The following is a 16040-nucleotide window of genomic DNA, read 5'->3' as shown; positions in this document are numbered from 1 at the left end:
GCCGAACAGTTTTTGATGGAGAAGATCATGTCCGACAATTTGCTTGGGGTTTACAATCGGGCGCCGCTCGTCGTCGATCGCGGCGAGGGGTCGTGGCTCTATGATGTCGACGGCAACCGCTGGCTCGACTGCGTGATGGGCATCGCCACCGACGGGCTCGGCCACGCGCACCCGAAGCTGGTCGCGGCGCTGGAAGCGCAGGCGAAGAAGCTGTGGCATGTCTCCAACATCTTCCGCATTCCGGGACAGGAGGCGCTGGCGCAGCGCCTGATCGATTCGACCTTCGCGGACGTCGTGTTCTTCGGCAACTCGGGCTCCGAGGCGATCGAAGGCGCGCTGAAGACCGCGCGGCGCTATCATTTCGTGAACGGCGCGCCGGAGCGGATCGACGTGATCGGCTTTGCAGGCTCCTTTCACGGTCGCACCTATGCGGCGGTGAACGCATCGGGCAATGCTTCGTACCTTGAAGGGTTCGGTCCCCGGCTTCCGGGCTATGTGCAACTGACGCTCGACGACGAAGCGGGCATCGCGGAGGCCATCGCGCGGCCGACGACGGCCGCGGTGATCGTGGAGCCGGTGCAGGGCGAAGGCGGCGCGCGGGCGCTGACGGGCGAGTGGCTGAAGCGCGTGTGCGACCTGTGCACGCAGCACGGCGTGCTGCTGATCTACGACGAGGTGCAGAGCGGCATGGGGCGCACGGGCAAGCTGTTCGCTCACCAGTGGTTCGAAGGCGTTGAACCCGACATCATGGCGATCGCCAAGGCGCTCGGCGGCGGGTTCCCGATCGGCGCGTTCCTTGCCACCAAGGAAGCCGCAAAGGGCATGGTCGTCGGCACGCACGGCTCGACCTTCGGCGGCAATCCGCTGGCGATGGCCGTGGGCATCGCGGCGTTCGACGAGATCGCGAAAGAAGAGACGCTGGCGCACGCCCGCGCGATCGCGGCGGAACTCGTGGAGCAGCTGAACGCGCTGAAGGACAAGCACAGCGATCTGATCGTCGAAGTGCGCGGCAAGGGGATGCTGATCGGCCTGAAGCTCGTGCCCAACAACCGCGAGTTCATGGCGCTGGCGCGCGATCACGGCATTCTTGTTGCGGGCGGCGGTGAGAACTGCGTGCGCCTGCTGCCTTCGCTGCTGCTTTCCAGCGCCGAGGCGGCGGAGGTCGTGACGCGGCTCGACGCGGCGTTCGCCGATGCGCGGACGCGCCTCGCCAAGGCGGCCTGATGCTGGTGATCCGGCCGGCGCGGCCGGCCGATCTTGATGTGATGATGGAACTCGCGGTGCTTTCGGGCCGCGGGTTCACCAGCCTGCCCGATGACGAGGCGACGCTTGCCGCGCGTCTCGAACTCGCCGAGGCGAGCTTCACGGGCGCGGTGGCGCCCGCCGAGGCGTGGTACACGATCATGCTTGAGGATACGGAGACCGGGCGGGTCGAAGGGCTGGCCGGGGTTCGTGCCGCCGTGGGGCTGAAACGCCCGCACTTCTCGTTCCGCGTGATGACGCTCGCGCAATATTCGTCGGCCACGGCCACGCGCTTCGACCATCAGGCGCTGGTGCTGGTGAACGAATGCGGCGGCTGGACCGAGGTCGGTTCGCTGTTCCTGCGGCCCGAGCGGCGGAGCGGCGGCGCGGGAAGCCTGCTCGCGCGCTCCCGCTACATGCTGATCGGCGCCGAGCCGACGCGCTTTTCGCACACGATCATGGCCGAGCTGCGCGGCTGGTTCGATGAGAACGGCAAGTCGCCGTTCTGGGAGGGCGTCGCCTCCAAGTTCTTCCGCCTGCCCTTCGAGGAGGCGGACCGAATGGTGACCTCCACCGACGGGCAGTTCATCCTCGATCTCGCGCCGCGCCACCCGATCTACGTCGATCTCATCGACGCGGACGCGCGCGCGGCGATCGGCCGTGTGCACCGCGACGGTGAGCCGGCGCTGGCGCTGCTGGAGAAGGAAGGCTTCGAACGCTCGGGTCTGATCGACATTTTCGACGGTGGGCCGACAATGACCTGCCCGGCGGCCGAGGTGGCCACGATCCGCGCGACGCGGACGCTGCGGCTTGAAATCGGGGAGCCCGGCGAGGCGCAGGCGCTGCTTTCGACGACGCAGATCGACGGTTTTCGTTCGCTTCGTGCTGCCGCGCGTGTTGGCGAGACCGCCGTGACTATCAGCAAGGAAGCCGCCGACGCGCTGAAGCTCGGCAATGGCGATCCGGTGAGGGTATCGGCATGACCACTTTCCAATCGATCGATCCAGCCACGGGTGAAGTGGTTTGGGAAGGCTCCGCCGCAAGCGCGGACGACTGCAATGCTGCCATCGGACGCGCGCGCGCTGCGCTCGGCGCATGGCGATCGAGCCCGGTGGACGAGCGGATCGCACTCGCGCGGCGCTATGCCGAGGTGCTCGGCAGCCGCAAGGCGGAGCTGGCGCGGCTGATCTCGCGTGAGACGGGCAAGCTCCTTTGGGAAACCGAGGCGGAGATCGCCTCGATGGTCGGCAAGGTCGAGGTTTCGGTCCGCGCCTATGCCGAGCGTACCGGCGAGCGGGCGGCGGACATGCCGTTCGGCCGCGCCGTGTTGCGCCACCGCGGGCATGGCGTGATGGCGGTGCTTGGGCCGTACAACTTCCCCGGCCACCTGCCGAACGGGCACATCGTTCCGGCGCTGATCGCGGGCAATACGGTGGTGTTCAAACCCTCCGAGATCACACCCGCCATCGGCGCGGCGATGGTGGCGGTGTGGGCGGAGGCTGGGCTTCCGGACGGCGTTCTCAATATCGTGCAGGGCGCGCGGACGACGGGCGAGGCGCTCGTTGCAGGCGATATCGACGGGCTGCTGTTCACGGGCTCGGCGGGGGCGGGCGCGGCACTGCGGCGCGCGCTCATCGACCGTCCGCATGTGAGCCTCGCGCTTGAACTTGGTGGCAACAACCCGCTTGTCGCGTGGGATTCGCCCGACGCTGCCGCATCGATCATCGTGCAGTCGAGCTTTGTGACGACCGGCCAGCGCTGCTCGTGCGCGCGGCGGCTGATCGTGCCCGAAGGCAAGGTGGGCGACGCGATCGTCGAAGCGGTGGACGCGATGGCCGGGCGGCTGCGCATCGCCGCCTGGGACGAACCGGGCAGTGCCTTCATGGGGCCGCTCGTGTCCGATGCGGCTGCGGCCGGGGCAAGGATGGCGGCGGACGGGATCGTGTCGCGCGGGGCGAAGGTGATTCGGCCGTTCGCAGGCATTGGGGGACGTCCCGCGGCGTTCGTGACGCCCGGAATCTTCGACGTGACCGGCATCGATGTACCGGACGCCGAGATTTTCGCGCCGGTGGTGCAGGTGATCCGCGTGCGCGACTTCGACGCGGCGATGCGCGCTGCCAACAACACGATGTTCGGGCTTTCCGCCGGGCTCATCAGCGAAGACGCAGGGCTTTGGGCGCGTTTCATCGAGGAAAGTCGCGCGGGCGTCGTCAATCGCAACCGGCCGACGACGGGCGCGGCGGCGAATATGCCGTTCGGGGGACTCGGAGCCTCTGGAAATCATCGCCCGAGTGCGTATTACGCAGCGGACTATTGCGCGTACCCCATCGCCAGTTTCGAGGCGGAAGGGGTTGGCGCGGTGGAGGTTCCCGGCTTAGATCCCTGATGGGATCTAAGCCTCTGAATAGAGACTGATTCACGTTTCAGATGAAAGCGCACGCGCTTCCATCTGAGACGATCAGGCTCTAGACGGGTGACCAATACGCTGACGGAGGGGTGATTCATGAAGACGCGCGCGGCTGTGGCTTTCGAGGCGAAGAAGCCTCTTGAGATTGTAGAACTCGATCTTGAAGGCCCGAAGGCGGGCGAGGTTCTGGTTGAGATCATGGCGACGGGCATCTGCCACACGGACGCCTACACGCTCGACGGCTTCGACAGCGAAGGCATCTTCCCGAGCGTGCTCGGCCACGAAGGCGCGGGCGTCGTGCGCGAGGTGGGGCAGGGCGTCACCAGCGTGAAGCCGGGCGATCATGTGATCCCACTCTACACGCCCGAATGCCGCCAGTGCAAAAGCTGCCTTTCGGGCAAGACCAACCTCTGCACCGCGATTCGCGCCACGCAGGGCAAGGGACTGATGCCCGACGGCACGACGCGGTTCAGCTACAAGGGCCAGCCGATCTACCACTACATGGGCTGCTCGACCTTTTCGAACTTCACCGTGCTGCCGGAGATCGCAGTGGCGAAGATCCGCGAAGACGCGCCGTTCCAGTCGAGCTGCTACATCGGCTGCGGCGTGACCACCGGCGTCGGCGCGGTCATCAATACGGCCAAGGTGCAGGTCGGTGACAATGTCGTCGTGTTCGGCCTCGGCGGCATCGGGCTCAACGTGCTGCAGGGCGCGCGGATGGCGGGCGCCAACAAGATCATCGGCGTGGACATCAATCCCGATCGCGAGGAATGGGGCCGCCGCTTCGGCATGACCGACTTCCTCAACTCCAAGGGGATGAGCCGAGAGGATGTCGTCGCGAAGATCGTCGCGATGACGGATGGCGGCGCGGATTACACCTTTGACGCAACCGGCAATACCGACGTGATGCGCACGGCGCTCGAGGCCTGCCATCGCGGCTGGGGCACGAGCATCATCATCGGCGTGGCCGAGGCGGGCAAAGAAATCAGCACGCGGCCCTTCCAGCTCGTCACCGGGCGCAACTGGCGCGGCACGGCGTTCGGCGGGGCCAAGGGCCGCACCGATGTTCCCAAGATCGTCGACATGTACATGAGCGGCAAGATCGAGATCGATCCGATGATCACGCATGTCATGGGCCTTGAGGAGATCAACCAGGGTTTCGACCTGATGCACGCGGGCAAATCGATCCGCAGCGTGGTGGTTTTCTAAAGCAACCATTCGATCGGCAGGCGGGAGAGAACCCGGATTGCGAGGCGTTGCAGCAGGGTCGTGCCCGGTTCAACGTCGTGGATTTCGATCTCGCCGTCTTCCTCGCGTTCGATCCAGCGCAGCCGACCCTTGTCGCTGAGCGTTACCTCGTAGGCGCTCATGGGGATCGCGCTTTTGAAGGCGTCCTGCACGTCGGCGGCAAGCTCGGGGCATTCGATGACGAAGCCGAGCTCCGTGTTGAGTGCGACCGAGCGCGGGTCGAAATTGAACGAGCCCACGAAGAGTCGCGCGCGGTCCACCGTGAAGGTCTTGGCGTGCAGCATCGAGCCGCTTGAACGCAGGATCGAGCCGGTGACGGACTTCGCGCCCGATCCGCCGACACCGAGCGGCAGGCGGCGCTTCCGGCGCGTGCCCACACGGAGACGCCGCATTTCGAACAGGCGGACCCCGGCGCGGATCAGCGCCTGCCTGCGCTTCGCGTAACCCGCGTGGACGATGGCGACATCGGTGGATTCAAGCGCGTTCGTCAGCACGCTCACCTCGATGTTTTCGCGCGAGAGCGCGGCGAACGCTTCGACGCCCGCGGCGGTGGGCACGAAATAGGCGGAAACGAGGCCCATTTGGCGTGACGGACGGCCGATCGCTTCCTGCAGCTGTTCGCCGAGCGAGGTGCCGGGCCGCGCCCGATCGAGCACCTTCGCGGGATCGTCGCTCACCATCCGCACGGGCGCCCAGATGAAGGGCAGCGAGGCGCTGAGCATATCGGTGATGAAAGGCAGCGAGCGGACGGTTTCCACGTAGCTGTGCGCCCGCGGGTCGGCGTGGACGGCGGCGGAGCGCTGCGCGAGCTCTTCAAGCTGCGCGGCGCCGACGACGGGGAGGACGCGCGACGCCGGCCATGCCGAGGCGCAGTTCCAGTAGCGGTCGAAATCGCGCGACACATCGCTCACCACAGCGCCGATCGCGAGCACATCGAGATCGGCGAAGAGGTCGCCGTCGCGCGCGGCGAAATATTCGTCGCCGATGTTGCGCCCGCCGATAATCGTCGCCTGGCAATCGGCGGTGAAGCTCTTGTTGTGCATCCGCCGGTTGAGACGCTTGAAATCGGTGAGGTAGCCGAGCGCCTTGGGGTGGCGGAAGAAGAACGGATTGAACAGCCGTACCTCGATCATCGGATGAACGTCGAGCGCGGCGAGCACGTTGTCGAGCCCCGCGATGCCGTTGTCGTCGAGGAGCAGACGGACACGCACGCCCCGGTCCGCCGCCTCGCGCAACGCCTCCAGCATCAACATCCCGGAAAGGTCGCCGCGCCAGATATAATATTGCACGTCGAGGCTGCGCTCGGCGGCGCGAGCGAGCAGGATGCGCGCGGCGAAGGCCTGATGCGCGTCGGCAAGCAAATGGATGCCCGATAGACCGGGCCTCGCGGCGGCTTCCTGCTCGATACTGCGCCCGAGCCGCGTGCCTTCGGTATCGGACAGCGCTTCGCTCTGGAGGCGCGGTTCAAGGGGCGGCAGGCGTCTGAACCGGCGCACGATCTCTCCCAGCGGTTTCAAGCGCGAACGTGGCCCAAAGGCGGGAAGGATGCAAACAGGCTGTGAGTTTGAAGCGTATCCGGACGCCCGCGCTTTCCTTTAGAGCGGCGCCTGCGATCATCATTGAATGCGTCTGAGGGAGACACACCATGGGCATACCCGCACTTTTCGACCTGACCGGCAAGGTTGCCGTCATCACCGGCTCCTCGCGGGGGATCGGCAAGGCGATCGCGCACCGCATGGCGGAACACGGCGCGAGTGTCGTCGTCTCCAGCCGCAAGCTGGACGCGTGCGAGGCGGCGGTGGCGGAGATCAATGCCGCCGTGGGCCGCGACGCGGCGATCGCGATCCCCGCGAACATTTCCGTGAAGGAAGAGCTTCAGGCGCTGATCAGCGGTGCGACGGCGAAGCTCGGCAAGGTCGACATCCTCGTCTGCAACGCCGCGTCGAACCCGTATTTCGGGCCGATGGCGGGGATCGCGGACGACCAGTTTACCAAGATTTTGCACAACAACATCGTTTCGAACCACTGGCTGATCCAGATGGCCGCGCCGCAGATGGTTGAGCGCAAGGACGGGGCGATCATCGTCATTTCGTCGATCGGCGGGCTCAAGGCCTCGACGATGATCGGCGCTTACAACATCTCGAAGGCGGCGGACCTGCAGCTCGTGCGCAACTACGCCGCCGAATACGGCCCCGCCAACGTGCGCGTGAACGCGATCTGCCCCGGCCTCATCAAGACCGATTTCGCAAAGGCACTGTGGGACAATCCCGAAATCCTGAAGCAGGCGACCGCGCATTCGACGCTGCAGCGCATCGGCGAGCCCGATGAGATCGCAGGGATGGCGGTGTTTCTCGCCGCAAAGGCGGGCGGGTTCACGAGCGGGCAGGGCTTCGTGATCGACGGCGGTGCGACCGTCGTTTAGGGCTGTAGCGGGGTTGTGCGTCCCTCGACCTCGCTCGGGAGGAAGACCCTTTTTCGCGCTACATCCACCATCCCGAGCGAAGTCGAGGGACGCACAATGGCGTACCCTCGCTTCGTCGGGCGATCCGAGGCTACTGTAGCTCGAACACCACCGTCACGCTGACGTTGGTGCCGACCTCGCCGGCTTCGACCGGCGGCGCGGCCGCCATGTCGGCGGCTTCGGCGCGGACCATCATCTTGGGCATCGGGTAGGGCGGCTGGTAGCCGCCGCCTTCGGTGATGGAGACGATGCGCTTCACGCGCATTCCCGCGGCACCCGCATAGAGGTCGGCGCGCGAGCGGGCCTTCTTGATGGCGTCAAGGCGGGCTTCGTTGTTGGCCTCCTCAGGCTTGTCGAGACCGAATGTCGGCCCGTTCACCTGGTTGGCGCCCTCGGTGACGAGCGCGTCGATCACGTCGCCGGCGCTCGCGAGCTTGCGCAGCTTCACGGTGACGGTGTTGTTCGCCTGATAGCCGATCAGCTGCGGCGCCTTGCGCTCCTCATACGTATACTGCGGGTTGAGGTTGATGTTCGAAGTCTGGATGTCGCGGTCGGCGATGCCTGCCTTCCTGAGCGCGGCGACGACGCGGGTCATCTGGTTGTTGTTGGCGGTAAGCGCGGCGCGCGCCTCCACGGCCTGCGTGACGACGCCCGCCGAGATCACGGCGATGTCGGGAACGCGGGTGCTCTCGCCGGTCGCCGTCAGCGACAGCAGGGTTTCGGCGGGGACGCTCGGCGCCGTCTGTGCAGCGACCGGGGTCGCGGCAGCGGCGAGGGCGCCGATGGCGAGAAGCGTTGCAGTACGCATGTGTTTCATTCCTTTCGTTTTCCGCCCCAACGGATCAGCGGCGGACAGGTTGCCCTATCCGCCGCCTGACATGAACCGAAGTTGAAAGAACTGGAAGGTGCTTACGCCTGCCGGGCCTTGATCATGCGATAGATCCAGAGAAGCAGGACCGCGCCTGCCGTGGCGAGAAGAATATTGACGAGATTGCCCCCGCCAAGACCGAGCATACTGCCGATGTAGCCGCCAAGGAGACCACCGGCGATGCCGATCAGGATCGTGACGATGATGCCGCCGGGATCCTTGCCCGGCATGATCCACTTCGCGAGCGCGCCGGCGATGAGGCCGACGACGATCCAACCGAGAAAACCGTAGTCCATCTGCTCACTCCTTCTGTTGTTTTCAGAACAACCGTAGATGTGCCTGACGTTTCCTGCGGGCGGGCCCGAGCGGCTGGATGCCGCACAGGCGATCCGCGAACGCATCCTCCTGTCGTGCGTTCGTCGATGATAAAATCCGTTTATCGAATTGCTGTCGAGCCGAAACTTGGTGTGGAGTCTACGCAACGTGTCTCGAAATATTCGGTTATTGGCTCGTTTGACTGCCGGAAACGTGCTAATCGCCGCTGACTTTACACGATTTTCGAGCGCAACTCGAATTTTCATGCTGTCGGGCGGACCTTGCGCTAACTGACCTATTCAGGTAATACACCTTTCGATACAAAACAGGCACAGTCACTGGCGATGAACATGCATCAACCCGTCGATAGCTCTTTCAAGAGCAGCGTTTCCCGGTCGTGGGCATCGGCCGATGATGGCGGTCGTCGCCGTCTGCTGATCGTTGCGGCGGTGCTCGTCGCGGCGGCTGTCGCGGCGTGGCTGTTCTTCGGCGGTGGCGCCGACGCGCCCGCCGAGAACCCGGAAGTCAGCCGCCCCTCGATCACGGTCATCGTGCCCGGCGTCACGCAGGTGGCGGACAGCGTGAAGGCGGTCGGCAGCATTGCCGCGCGCCGCGACATGCCGGTCGGCGTGCAGGGCGAGGGCGGGGCCGTGACGGCGGTTCTCGTCGATGCCGGCGACTATGTGCAGAAGGGACAGGTGCTGGCGCGCATCGACCGTTCGGTGCTCGAACAGGAAGTGAACCAGCTGAGGGCCTCCCTGACGCGTGCCCGCGCCGATGCGGCGCTCGCACAGTCCGAACTCGACCGGGCGCAGTCGCTGGTGGCGCGCGGGTTCATCTCGAAAGCCGACATCGAGCGGCGCACGGCCACCCGGGACAGCGCCAATGCTTCCGTGGGCGTCGCCGCCGCGCAGCTTCGGGAGTCGCAGGCACGCCTCGGACGGCTCGATATCCGCGCGCCGGAGGCCGGCCTCATCCTCGAACGCAATGTCGAGCCCGGACAGGTCGTCAGCTCCGGCAGCCCGGCGGTATTTCGCATGGCGCAGGACGGTGCGATGGAAATGCGCGCCCTCGTCGCCGAACAGGACCTTGCCGCCATCGAGGTCGGCCAGGCTGCGACGGTGCAGATGATCGGATCGCGGACGCAGTATGCCGGGCAGGTCTGGATGGTGGAGCCGGTGATCAATCCGCAGACCCGTCAGGGACTGGTGCGCGTCTCGCTTTCCGGCGACCGGGCGCTGCGTCCCGGCGGCTTTGCGTCGGGCCGGATCGAGGTGGGCAAGGCCGACCGGCCGCTGCTGCCCGAATCCGCCGTGATGGGCGACGCCGAAAGCAGCTATGTCTACGTGGTGGCGAAAGATGGCACGGTGGAGCGCCGCGAGGTCAGAGTGGGCATGGTCTCATCCGCCGGGGTGGGCATTGCCAGCGGTCTGACCGGCAAGGAGCAGGTCGTGCTGTCGGCCGGTGCGTTCCTCAATCCGGGTGAGAAGGTCAGCCCGGTTCTGCACAAGCCGCAGAAATAACTTACGGCCGGCAGGAAGCGAAACGATGCGGAATATCTCGTCCTGGTCGATCCGGAACCCGGTTCCGCCGATCGTGCTGTTCGTGGCGCTGACGCTGGCGGGCATCGTCAGCTTTATCCGCATGGACATCAACCAGAACCCTGACGTGAGCTTTCCGGTCGCACAGATCATCATCACGCAGCCGGGCGCCGCGCCTTCGGAAATGAAGACGCAGATTACGCAGATCGTCGAAGCGTCGGTGCGGAATGTGAGCGGCGTCGACGAGATCACCTCGTGGGTGACCGAGGGCACATCGACGACGATGGTGCAGTTCGACATCGGCACGCCGATCGACCGCGCCGTCAACGACGTGCGCGACGCCGTGCAGAAGGTTCGCGGCGACCTGCCGCAGGGCATCCTAGAACCACAGGTGGTGCGCGAGGACATCGACGGCGTGCTCGCCTACTGGACGGTGCAGTCGGTCGACATGACGCTCGAGGAGCTGTCGTGGTTCGTTGATAACGTTGCCTCGAAACGGCTGCTTTCCGTGCCCGGCATGGCGGTGGCAAGCCGGGGCGGCGGCGTTTCGCGCGAGATGCGCGTCGAGCTCGATCCGATGAAGCTGCAGGCGCAGGGCATCACCGCCGCGCAGGTCAACCAGCAGCTCCGCCAGCTCAACCTCAACGCAACGGGCGGCCGCGCCGAAATCGCGGGCGCCGAACAATCGGTGCGCGTGCTCGGCAACGCGGCCGACGCCGCGGCGCTCGGTGCGACGCAGCTCAGCGTCGGCGGACGCACGCTCCGGCTTTCCGATGTCGCGAACGTGCGCGATTCCTATGGGGAGCAGCGTGGTCTCGGTCTGATCGACGGGCGGCAGGTGGTGAGCATCCGCCTTGCCAAAGCCAAGGGCTCGTCGGACGTCACCGTCTACAACGACGCGCTCAAGGTCATGGACCAGCTCGCCGAAGAATATCCGAAGGTGAAGATCACGCCGATGTTCACCACGGTGAAGTATACCGAGCAGCAGTATGAAGCCTCGATGGCGGCGCTGCTGGAAGGCGCCGTGCTTGCCGTGATCGTGGTGTTCCTGTTCCTGCGCGACTGGCGCGCCATGCTGATCTCGGCGACCGCCATTCCGCTTTCGGCGATCCCGGCGTTCTGGTTCATGGACCTGATGGGCTTCACGCTGAACAACCTGTCGCTGCTGGCGCTCAGCCTTGTGGCGGGTGTGCTTGTCGACGACGCGATCGTGGAGATCGAGAACATCGTGCGCCACATGCGCATGGGGAAGACGGCCTATCAGGCCTCCATGGATGCGGCCGACGAAATCGGGCTCGCCGTTGTGGCGACCACGTCTGCCATCGCGGCGGTGTTCCTGCCGGTTGGCCTGATGGGCGGCGTTACGGGTCAGTTCTTCAAGCAGTTCGGGCTCACGGTCGTCGTCGCCGTGCTGATGAGCCTTGCGGTCGCGCGCATGATCACACCGCTCATCGCCGCCTATTTCCTGAAGGCGCACGGCGAGCAGAATCACGGCGACGGCCCGATGATGGACCGCTACCTCGCGCTGCTGCACTGGTCGCTCGACACGCGGAAGGCCGAGAAGGCGCGGGCGCGGCAGGATTGGAAACGCCACTTCTGGCGCCTTGCCGATCACCGTGTCTGGGTGATGGGGATGGGCGCACTCGCGCTGCTGCTCACGGTCGTGTCGTTCTCGACGCTGCCGTTCACCTTCCAGCCCGAATCCGACCAGGATTCGACCCAGCTGAAGATCGAGATGGTGCCGGGCACGACGCTCGAACAGACGCGCGCGGTGGCCGAACGCGCGAACGCCGTGCTTCTGAAGGAGCCGGAAACGCAGCTCAGCTACATCGATATCGAAAAGCCCGGCGACGCGATGATCTACACGCAGCTTCGCGACAAGCGGAAGCGCACGAGCATCGAGTATCAGAAGCAGCTGACGCCAGAGCTTCAGAAGATTCCCGACGCCCGCATCACCTTCCAGTCGATGGACGGCTGGAGCGGTGGGCGCGACGTGACGGTGATGATCGCCGGCGACGACAGCGAGCTGCTGCATGATACGGCAATGAAGATCGTCGAGGAAATGCGCGGGCAGAAGATGTTCGTCGCGCCGCGCGTCGAAGGCGATCTGCAGCGTCCGGAAATCGTCATCTCGCCGCACTTCGATCTTGCCGCCGAGCTCGGCATCACGACGGCGGACCTCAGCGAGACGATCCGCATCGCCACGATCGGCGACATCGACCAGAACGTGGCGAAGTTCTCGCTGTCGGATCGGCAGATTCCGATCCGCGTCGCCCTGCCGGCGGATTCGCGCAAGAACATCACGACGATCGAAAACCTGCCGGTGCCGACGTCGAGCGGCGGATCGGTACCGCTGAAGGTTGTGGCCGATATAGGCTTCGGGGCGGGACCGTCGATCCTTCGCCGCTACAACCAGCGCGACCGTATCGTCGTCGGTGCCGACCTTGCCGAGGGCTATGTGAAGGGCGAGGGCCTGAAGGTGGCGCTTGCGCTGCCCACCCTCCGTAACCTTCCGGCAGGTGTCGAGCGCGTCGAATTCGGCGAATCGAAAATGCAGGCCGAACTGGTCACGCAGTTCACGATCGCCGTCGTTTCGGGCATTCTGCTCGTGTTCGCGGTGCTCGTGCTGCTCTACAAGCGCATCATGCCGCCCTTCGTGAACATGGGGTCGCTGCTGCTTGCGCCGCTCGGCGGTGCGCTGGCGCTGCATCTCACGGGGCAGGTGATCTCGATGCCCGTGCTGATCGGCCTCTTGATGTTGCTCGGCATTGTTGCGAAAAACTCCATCCTGCTCGTCGATTTCGCGATCGAGGAGATGAACAAGGGTGTCGACAAGGTGACGGCGATCATCGACGCAGGCCACAAGCGCGCGCAGCCCATCGTGATGACCACGGTGGCGATGGCTGCGGGCATGTTGCCCACGGCGCTCTCGCTGACGGGCGACGGCGCGTGGCGCTCTCCGATGGGCATCACCGTGATCGGCGGGCTTATCCTGTCGACGCTGCTGACGCTGGTCATCGTTCCTGCGGGCTTCAGCCTTGCCGATGACTTCGAGCGCTGGATCGGCGGCAAGCTTGGCAAGCTCCTGACCCACGACCATCCGGGCAAGCCGGCGGCGGCGCCTGCTGCCCCCGCCGAGTAGGACGGGGCGATCGGTTCAGCGCGCACATGGGTGAACGCCGACCCGGCGCGGCACATGAAAGTCGTCGCGACGGGAATGCTACTGCTGATGGCGGCGGTGTTCGTGGCGGCTCGCCTGCTTGGCGAAACATATGTCTGGGCGCCCTACGTCGAATCCTTCGCCGAGGCGGCGATGGTCGGCGGACTTGCGGACTGGTTCGCCGTGACGGCGCTGTTCCGTCACCCGCTCGGCCTGCCGATTCCGCACACGGCGATCATCCCGAAGAACAAGGACCGGCTCGGCGACAACCTCGCCACGTTCCTGAAAACCAACTTCCTGAAACCCGCGATCGTTGCGCGCCGGATGCGGGGCGTGGACATGGCGGGCGCCGTCGGCCGCTGGCTCTCCGCGCCGCCCGCCGAAACGCGCCTCAGCGGTAGCATTGGCAAGCTCGGCATCCAGCTTCTCGATGCGCTCGACAACGAGGCCGTCTCGGGCTGGATACGCGGCGCGATCGGCGGCAACCTGCGCCGCTTCGAACTCGCGCCGTTGATAGGCCGAGTGCTCGACCGCTCGATCGACGAAGGCCGGCTGCAGCCGCTCGTCGATTCCGGGATCACGTGGCTCGCGCGCGTGCTCGATCAGAACGAAGGGCTGATCCGCGATCTCGTGGAGGCGCGCACGATGTGGCTGCTGCGGCTGGCCTCGCTCGACGAGCGGCTGGCGAACTCGATCATCGAGGCGCTGCGGCGGCTGCTGAACGAGATGTCTGCCGATCCTGAACACCCGCTGCGCCTGAAGGTGATGGTGGCGCTGAAGGACCTCGCGTTCGACATGCAGTTCGAATCGGAAACGCAGGCGCGCATCGAGACGCTGAAGCTCGAGGTGATCGACAATCCCGAACTCGGTGGTTTCCTCGACGGCATCTGGACGAACGCCAAGACATCGCTGCGTGCGTCGCTCGCCGACCCGGAGCAGGCGCTGGCGGGGCGTGTCGGCGAGGCGGCGCGCCATATCGGCAAGACCATCGAGAACGACCCTGCGCTACGGGGCGCGCTCAACAAATATGCGCGGCGCGCTATCGTCGGCGTTGTTGCCGATTACGGCGACGAGCTTGTGCGCATCGTTTCCGACACCGTGCGGAGCTGGGACGCGGACACCGTCACCGAGCGCGTCGAAGCCGCAGTGGGCCGTGACCTCCAGTTCATCCGCATCAACGGCACGCTGGTGGGCGGCCTTGTCGGCCTCACCATCCACGTCGTGACGGAATTGCTTTAGGCTACGCCGCTTTCAGCGCCCCGCACGCGCGCTGGATGCGGGTGCAGGCGTCTTCCAGAAGCTCTGTCGACGTCGCGTAGGAGATGCGGAACGCGGGCGAAACGCCGAACGCGCCGCCGTGCACCACCGCCACGCCCTCTGCCTCCAGCAGATAGCCCGCAACGTCTTCGTCGGTCGCCAGCGTCGTGCCCGAAGGCGTCTTGCGGCCGATGAGGCCCGTGCAGTCCGGATAGACGTAGAAGGCGCCGTCGGGTGTCGCGCACTTGAGACCGTCGGTCTGGTTCAGCATCGACACGACGAGGTCGCGGCGGCCGCGGAAGGTTTCGACGCGCGCCTTCAGAAAATCCTGCGGGCCATTTAGCGCCGCCGTTGCCGCCGCCTGCGCGATCGAGCAGGGGTTCGTGGTCGACTGCGACTGGATCTTGGCGATCGCCTTGATGAGCTGCGCGGGGCCGCCCGCGAAGCCGATACGCCAGCCGGTCATCGAATAGGCCTTGGAAGCGCCGTTCACGGTGAGCGTACGGTCGTAAAGGTCCGGGCAGACGTCAGCGATCGTGGCGAACGCGATGTCGTAGATGATATGCTCGTACATGTCGTCTGACAGAATCCACACGTGCGGATTGCGGCGCAGCACCTCGCCGAGCGCGGCGATTTCATCGCGCGTGTAGACGGCGCCCGTGGGGTTCGACGGCGAATTCAGGATCAGCCAACGCGTTTTCGGCGTGATCGCCGCTTCGAGCCGCGCGGGCGTGATCTTGAACCCCGCCTCGATCCCGGCCGCGATGAACACCGGCTTCGCGCCGCAGAACTGCACGATATCCGGGTACGAGACCCAATAAGGCGCGGGAACGATCACTTCATCGCCGGGGTTGAGCGTCACGAGCAGCGCGTTGAAGATCGTGTGCTTGCCGCCGACGTTCACCGTGACCTGATCGAGACTGTAATCGAGGTTGTTGTCGCGCTTGAACTTACCGCGCACGGCTTCCTTGAGCGCGTTGGTGCCGTCGACGTTGGTATATTTGTTCTGCCCGCCGCGAATGGCGGCGATGGCGGCCTCGGCGACGAAATCCGGCACCGGCATGTCCGGCTCGCCCGCGCCGAGACCAATAACGTTCCGCCCCGCCTCTTTGAGCGCCGCCGCCTTCTGCGTGACGACGAGCGTGGGGGAGGGCTGGATGCGCTGGATGGCGTCGGAGAGGAAGGTCATCGGGAGGCTCCGCATGAGAGGTGCGCGGGCCTCTTAAAGTCACTCGCCTGCGGGGGCAACCAGCGCGGCACGAAAAAGTCCGCGCAGCGCATTTCCGAGCAGGAATCCGCCTTCGAGATCGGCGCGGGTGAGAGACGCTTCGCGCGCGCGGCCGGTTTCGAGAAGGTGGCGGCGGAGGACGCCGGGGAGCAGGCCGTCGCTCGCGGGGGGCGTGAGGAGCAGGCCGTCCCGCTCCACGAACAGGTTCGTGAAGCTGCCTTCGGTGAGGCGGCCATCGCTGCGCTCGAAGATCACCTCATCCATGCCGGATGCGCGGCGCGCGGTGTCGTAGAAGGCGCGGTCGCTCGTCTTG

At 65.7% G+C, this 16040-nt stretch carries 13 protein-coding genes; 8 read left to right on the top strand and 5 right to left on the bottom strand.

Annotated features, from left to right (window positions below; genetic code table 11):
* Window positions 1–27: 27 nt before the first annotated feature.
* From H2052_RS07435 to H2052_RS07420, 4 genes are all read left to right on the top strand, one after another.
* Entirely contained in the window at window positions 28–1224 is a 1197-nt protein-coding gene (locus H2052_RS07435; protein WP_293779740.1) for an aspartate aminotransferase family protein, read from the top strand.
* Window positions 1224–2225 carry an arginine N-succinyltransferase gene (locus H2052_RS07430; RefSeq protein ID WP_293779738.1) on the top strand — a complete coding sequence of 334 codons (1002 nt, stop codon included), beginning with the start codon at window positions 1224–1226 and terminating at the stop codon, window positions 2223–2225. The genes H2052_RS07435 and H2052_RS07430 overlap by 1 nt, the downstream gene beginning before the upstream one ends.
* On the top strand, window positions 2222–3628 hold the full coding sequence (gene astD, locus H2052_RS07425; protein ID WP_293779736.1) for a succinylglutamate-semialdehyde dehydrogenase: 1407 nt from the start codon (window positions 2222–2224) through the stop codon (window positions 3626–3628). The genes H2052_RS07430 and astD overlap by 4 nt, the downstream gene beginning before the upstream one ends.
* A 117-nt stretch (window positions 3629–3745) precedes the next feature.
* Complete coding sequence (locus tag H2052_RS07420) at window positions 3746–4858, top strand: S-(hydroxymethyl)glutathione dehydrogenase/class III alcohol dehydrogenase (RefSeq protein ID WP_293779734.1); 1113 nt, start codon at window positions 3746–3748, stop codon at window positions 4856–4858.
* On the opposite strand, the gene H2052_RS07415 is transcribed toward H2052_RS07420, so the two are convergent.
* On the bottom strand, window positions 4855–6393 hold the full coding sequence (locus H2052_RS07415; RefSeq protein WP_293779732.1) for a phospholipase D family protein: 1539 nt from the start codon (window positions 6391–6393) through the stop codon (window positions 4855–4857). The two genes, H2052_RS07420 and H2052_RS07415, sit on opposite strands and share 4 nt — an antisense overlap.
* A gap of 149 nt (window positions 6394–6542) precedes the next feature.
* Between H2052_RS07415 and H2052_RS07410 the strand changes: the two genes are divergently transcribed.
* Window positions 6543–7319: a glucose 1-dehydrogenase gene (locus H2052_RS07410; RefSeq protein WP_293779730.1), complete on the top strand. Its 777-nt coding sequence runs from the start codon at window positions 6543–6545 to the stop codon at window positions 7317–7319.
* Between the two features lie 130 nt (window positions 7320–7449).
* Here the strand turns inward: H2052_RS07410 and H2052_RS07405 are convergent, their stop codons facing one another.
* Both H2052_RS07405 and H2052_RS07400 read right to left on the bottom strand, forming a co-directional pair.
* Window positions 7450–8166 (bottom strand): SIMPL domain-containing protein, encoded by a 717-nt coding sequence (locus tag H2052_RS07405; RefSeq protein ID WP_293779728.1) that lies wholly within the window; start codon window positions 8164–8166, stop codon window positions 7450–7452.
* Between the two features lie 101 nt (window positions 8167–8267).
* Complete coding sequence (locus H2052_RS07400; protein ID WP_293779726.1) at window positions 8268–8522, bottom strand: GlsB/YeaQ/YmgE family stress response membrane protein; 255 nt, start codon at window positions 8520–8522, stop codon at window positions 8268–8270.
* A gap of 369 nt (window positions 8523–8891) precedes the next feature.
* Between H2052_RS07400 and H2052_RS07395 the strand changes: the two genes are divergently transcribed.
* From H2052_RS07395 to H2052_RS07385, 3 genes are read left to right on the top strand one after another with little or no spacing between them, the layout of a single operon-like run.
* Window positions 8892–10064, top strand: coding sequence for an efflux RND transporter periplasmic adaptor subunit (locus H2052_RS07395; protein WP_293779724.1), 1173 nt, complete (start codon window positions 8892–8894; stop codon window positions 10062–10064).
* A 25-nt stretch (window positions 10065–10089) separates the two neighbouring features.
* A complete protein-coding gene (locus tag H2052_RS07390) occupies window positions 10090–13224 on the top strand; it encodes an efflux RND transporter permease subunit (protein ID WP_293779722.1) in 3135 nt (1044 codons plus the stop codon).
* A 54-nt stretch (window positions 13225–13278) separates the two neighbouring features.
* Entirely contained in the window at window positions 13279–14481 is a 1203-nt protein-coding gene (locus tag H2052_RS07385) for a DUF445 domain-containing protein (protein ID WP_293779720.1), read from the top strand.
* 1 nt (window position 14482) lies between these two features.
* On the opposite strand, the gene H2052_RS07380 is transcribed toward H2052_RS07385, so the two are convergent.
* Window positions 14483–15688, bottom strand: coding sequence for a pyridoxal phosphate-dependent aminotransferase (locus tag H2052_RS07380; RefSeq protein WP_293779718.1), 1206 nt, complete (start codon window positions 15686–15688; stop codon window positions 14483–14485).
* A gap of 39 nt (window positions 15689–15727) precedes the next feature.
* A partial coding sequence (locus H2052_RS07375) for an aminotransferase class IV (RefSeq protein ID WP_293779716.1) occupies window positions 15728–16040 on the bottom strand: 313 nt, incomplete at its 5' end.

This window comes from Sphingosinicella sp., from assembly GCF_013911755.1.
In the GTDB taxonomy this organism is placed as follows: Bacteria; Pseudomonadota; Alphaproteobacteria; order Sphingomonadales; family Sphingomonadaceae; genus Sphingosinicella.
Note: the sequence above shows the minus strand (reverse complement) of the source record. Positions and strands in the feature narration are given on the sequence as shown.

What these genes read in the sequence shown, in the direction of transcription:
- H2052_RS07405 (WP_293779728.1), bottom strand. Translation starts at nt 8,166, where the DNA reads ATGCGTACTGCAACGCTTCTCGCCATCGGCGCCCTCGCCGCTGCCGCG.
- H2052_RS07420 (WP_293779734.1), top strand. Translation starts at nt 3,746, where the DNA reads ATGAAGACGCGCGCGGCTGTGGCTTTCGAGGCGAAGAAGCCTCTTGAG.
- H2052_RS07435 (WP_293779740.1), top strand. Translation starts at nt 28, where the DNA reads ATGTCCGACAATTTGCTTGGGGTTTACAATCGGGCGCCGCTCGTCGTC.
- H2052_RS07385 (WP_293779720.1), top strand. Translation starts at nt 13,279, where the DNA reads ATGAAAGTCGTCGCGACGGGAATGCTACTGCTGATGGCGGCGGTGTTC.
- H2052_RS07410 (WP_293779730.1), top strand. Translation starts at nt 6,543, where the DNA reads ATGGGCATACCCGCACTTTTCGACCTGACCGGCAAGGTTGCCGTCATC.
- H2052_RS07395 (WP_293779724.1), top strand. Translation starts at nt 8,892, where the DNA reads ATGCATCAACCCGTCGATAGCTCTTTCAAGAGCAGCGTTTCCCGGTCG.
- H2052_RS07390 (WP_293779722.1), top strand. Translation starts at nt 10,090, where the DNA reads ATGCGGAATATCTCGTCCTGGTCGATCCGGAACCCGGTTCCGCCGATC.
- H2052_RS07430 (WP_293779738.1), top strand. Translation starts at nt 1,224, where the DNA reads ATGCTGGTGATCCGGCCGGCGCGGCCGGCCGATCTTGATGTGATGATG.
- H2052_RS07380 (WP_293779718.1), bottom strand. Translation starts at nt 15,688, where the DNA reads ATGACCTTCCTCTCCGACGCCATCCAGCGCATCCAGCCCTCCCCCACG.
- H2052_RS07400 (WP_293779726.1), bottom strand. Translation starts at nt 8,522, where the DNA reads ATGGACTACGGTTTTCTCGGTTGGATCGTCGTCGGCCTCATCGCCGGC.
- astD (WP_293779736.1), top strand. Translation starts at nt 2,222, where the DNA reads ATGACCACTTTCCAATCGATCGATCCAGCCACGGGTGAAGTGGTTTGG.